General features: G+C 73.4%; 1 protein-coding gene. It reads left to right on the forward strand.

The window, feature by feature from the left end; all coding sequences use genetic code 11:
- Window positions 1-20 precede the first annotated feature (20 nt).
- A partial coding sequence (locus tag ACZ4MF_RS48695) for a type I polyketide synthase (RefSeq protein WP_467500856.1) occupies window positions 21-4,146 on the forward strand: 4,126 nt, incomplete at its 3' end.

Consider the following 4,146-nt stretch of genomic DNA (forward strand, 5'->3'; position numbering starts at 1 on the left):
CGTTCGTCGAGGGTGTGGTCGTGCATGCCGATCGTGTGGTGCCGCATCCGGACCTGCCGACGTATCCCTTCCAGGGCGACCACCACTGGCTGACCAGCCTGCCGGCCGGCGGTGACCCGAAGACCGTGGGGCAGCGGGCGGTGACCCACCCGGTGCTCCGCGCCGCGGTCCACTCGGCGGACACCGACGCCCTGGTGCTCACCGGACGGGTGTCCGTGGCGACGCATCCGTGGCTCGCCGATCACGTGGTGCGCGGCTCCATCATGTTCCCCGGCACGGCCTTCGTCGACGTGGCGATTCGTGCCGGAGACGAGACCGGCTGCTCCTTCCTGGAGGAACTGGTCCTTGAGGCCCCGCTCGAACTGGCAGAGCAGGAGCGCGTGAGCCTCCAGGTCACCGTAGGGGCGCCGGACTCGTCCGGGCGTCGTGCGGTGCGCGTCCACTCGGCACGGCAGGACCACGCGGACGGGGTCGTCGCTGCGGAACCGGTGTGGGTCCGGCACGCGAGCGGATTCCTCCGGCCGGTCCCGGCGGAGGAGCCGGACACGGCGGACGTCCTCGCCGACTGGCCGCCGCGGGGTGCCGAACCGGTGCCCGCGGAGGACGTCTACGAGCAACTCGCGGCCGTGGGATACGGATACGGGCCGCTCTTCCGCGGACTGCGGACCATGTGGCGACTCGGCGACGCGGTGTTCGCCGACATCGACCTCCCGGACCGGGACGCCGCGGACGGCTGGGGTATTCACCCGGGGCTGCTGGACGCGGCGCTGCATCCCGACGTCCTCAACGAGCTGGCCCGGCGCTCGGGTTCCGAGCCACTGCGCCTGCCCTTCTCCTGGCACGACGTGCACCTGCACGCATCGGGCGCCACCGCCCTGCGGGTACGTCTGACCTGGTCGGACACCGACGGTGTGGCCCTGCTGGCCGCCGATCCGACCGGTACCCCCGTGCTCTCCGTCGGCGCGCTGACCACCCGTCCCATGGCCGACGGCACGGCCGCGCCGACCACCGAAGCGGTCCGGCACTCCCTGCTGAGGACGCGGTGGACACCGCTGTCCCCGCTCGGGCCGGCGGCTTCGGCGCCGGGCCACTGGTGCGTCGTGGGCTCCGACGCCGAGGACCTGGCCCGCGGGATACGGACATCAGGTGCCGACGTACACACATACGGCCGTCTTCAGGACGTGGCGGCCGCGGCTGCCGATGTGTCGCTCCCCGACGTGGTGCTCCTCTCCTGCCCGCCGTCGGCGCGCCCCGACGCGGCCCTGCCGGCGGCCGCTCGCTCGGCCGCACAGAACCTGCTCACCGACCTTCAGACATGGCTGGCCGACGAGCGCTTCGAGTCGGCCCGGCTGGTGGTGGTCACCCGCGGTGCGGTCGCGGCGGGACCGGACGACGACGGTGTCACGGACCTGGCCGGCGCACCGCTGTGGGGACTGGTGCGGTCGGCCCAGACCGAGCATCCCGGACGCGTCGTCCTGCTGGACGTCGAGCACCCCGCGACGTCCGTCGCCGGTGCGGCGCCCACGGCCGTCCTGTCCGCCGAGCAAGCCGCCGCCCTCGTCGCGGCGATCGGCTCCGGCGAGCCCCAACTGGCCGTCCGCGCCGGTGCCGTGCTCGTACCCCGCCTGACGCGCGCCTTCGACGTGGCCGTTCGCGACGCGGAGACCCTCGATCCCGACGGCCTCGTCGTGGTCACCGGTGGCACCGGCGGAATCGGCGCCCTGCTGGCCGAGCATCTGGTCACCGCGCACGGCGCGCGCCATCTGCTGCTGCTCAGCAGGAGCGGCCCCGAGGCACCCGGCGCCGCCGAACTGGAGGCGCGCCTGGCCGAGTTGGGCGCGAGCACCTCGATCGTGGCCTGCGACGTCGCCGACCGGGCGGCGCTCGCCACCGTGCTCGGCGGGCTCGACCGTCCGCTGACCGCCGTGGTGCACTCGGCGGCCGTGCTGAACGACGCCACGACCTCGGCCCTCACCCCGGAGCAACTGGAGACGGTGATGCGTCCCAAGGTGGACGCGGCGGTGCACCTGCACGAGCTGACCCGCGACGCGAATCTCGCACAGTTCGTGCTGTTCTCCTCGGTCGCCGCCGTCCTCGGCGGGCCGGGCCAGGCGAACTACGCGGCCGCCAACGCGTTCCTCGACGGCCTCGCCGAGCATCGCCGCGCCCTCGGCCTGCCGGCCACCACCGTGGCCTGGGGCCTTTGGGAGGACGGCGGCCTGACCGCACATCTCGGCGACACCGACCGGCGCCGGATCACCCGGGACGGCGTACAGCCCCTGTCCGCCGAGCACGGGCTGGCCCTGTTCGACGCCGCCGTCGCCCGTGACGGTGCCGCCTTCGTGGCCGCGCGCTTCGACTTCGCGGCCCTGCGCCGCCGTCCCGGTGGCGTCCACGCCGTACTGCGCGGCCTTGTGCGCACCCCTGTCAGGCGTACCGCAGCCGGGGCTGACGCGTCGGACGCCGGCGCCACCGGGGAGTGGCTCGCGCGGCTGTCGGAGCCGGAGGCACGGCGGGCGCTGCTCGACCTGGTCAGGACGCATGCGGCGACCGCCCTCGGGCACGAGACAGCGGAGGCCGTCCCCGCGGACGGCGTCTTCAAGGACCTCGGTTTCGACTCACTGACCGCGGTGGAACTGCGCAACCGCCTCAACGAGGCCACCGGCCTGCGGCTGTCCCCCACGACCATCTTCGACCACCCCACGGCGCAGGCCCTCGCCGAGCACCTGTGGCAGACCTGGAGCGGTACCGCGTCGTCCGCCGTCGCCGTCTCGCGGCCCGCCACGCGCCCGGGGACGGACGAGGACCTGGTCGCGATCGTGGCGATGGGCTGCCGCTATCCCGGAGGCGTCGGCTCGCCGCAGGAACTGTGGGACCTGGTGGCCAACGGAACCGACGCGGTGACCGGATTCCCCTCCGACCGGGGCTGGGACCTGGACGGGCTCTACGATCCGGATCCCGACAAGCCTGGCACCTCCTACGTGCGTCAGGGGGCGTTCCTGGAGGACGTGAGCCGGTTCGACGCCGCGTTCTTCGGGATCTCGCCGCGTGAGGCGCTGGCGATGGATCCGCAGCAGCGGCTGCTGCTGGAGACCGCCTGGGAGACCTTCGAACGCGCGGGCATCGCGCCACCGTCCCTCAAGGGCAGCGACACCGGAGTCTTCGTGGGCGCCCTCGCCCAGGAGTACGGCTCCACCCTGCTGCACGAGGCACCGGAAGGCCTGGACGGCATGCTGCTGACGGGCAACGCGCTCAGCCTGGTGTCCGGCCGGCTCTCCTACGTCCTCGGGCTGCAGGGCCCCGCCGTCACCGTGGACACGGCGTGCTCGTCCTCCCTGGTCGCCCTGCACCAGGCCGCGCAGTCGCTGCGCCAGGGCGAGTGCACGCTGGCCCTGGCCGGCGGAGTGACCGTGATCGCCACCCCCGGCACCTTCACCGCGTTCAGCCGACAGCGCGCCATGTCCCCCGACGGCCGGTGCAAGGCGTTCGCCGCGGCCGCGGACGGCACCGGGTTCTCCGAGGGCGTGGGGCTGGTCCTGCTGGAGCGGTTGTCGGACGCGCGACGCAACGGCCATCCGGTGCTGGCGGTGATCCGCGGTTCGGCGATCAACCAGGACGGTGCCTCCAACGGCCTGACGGCGCCGAACGGCCTGGCGCAGCAGCGCGTCATCCGTACGGCCCTCCACAACGCGGGCCTGAGCCCCGACGACGTCGACGCCGTCGAAGGGCATGGCACGGGGACGGCGCTCGGCGATCCGATCGAGGCCCAGGCGCTGATCTCCGTCTACGGCCAGGAGCGTGATCCGGAACGGCCGTTGTGGCTGGGGTCGGTGAAGTCGAACATCGGTCATACGCAGGCCGCCGCGGGTGTGGCGGGCGTGATCAAGATGGTCCAGGCGATGCGTCATGGCGTGCTGCCGCGCACCCTCCACGTCGACGCGCCGTCCCCGCACGTCGACTGGATGGACGGCAGCGTGCAGCTGCTCACCGACGAAGAGCCCTGGCCCACGACCGACGGACGGCGTCGGGCGGGCGTGTCCTCCTTCGGCATCAGCGGGACGAATGCGCATGTGATCGTGGAGGAGGCGCCGGGGGGTTCGGGGTCGGGTGCTGTGGGTGGTGTGGGTGGGGCTGGTGTGGTGCCGT

The organism is Streptomyces sp. NPDC025793 (assembly GCF_055558375.1).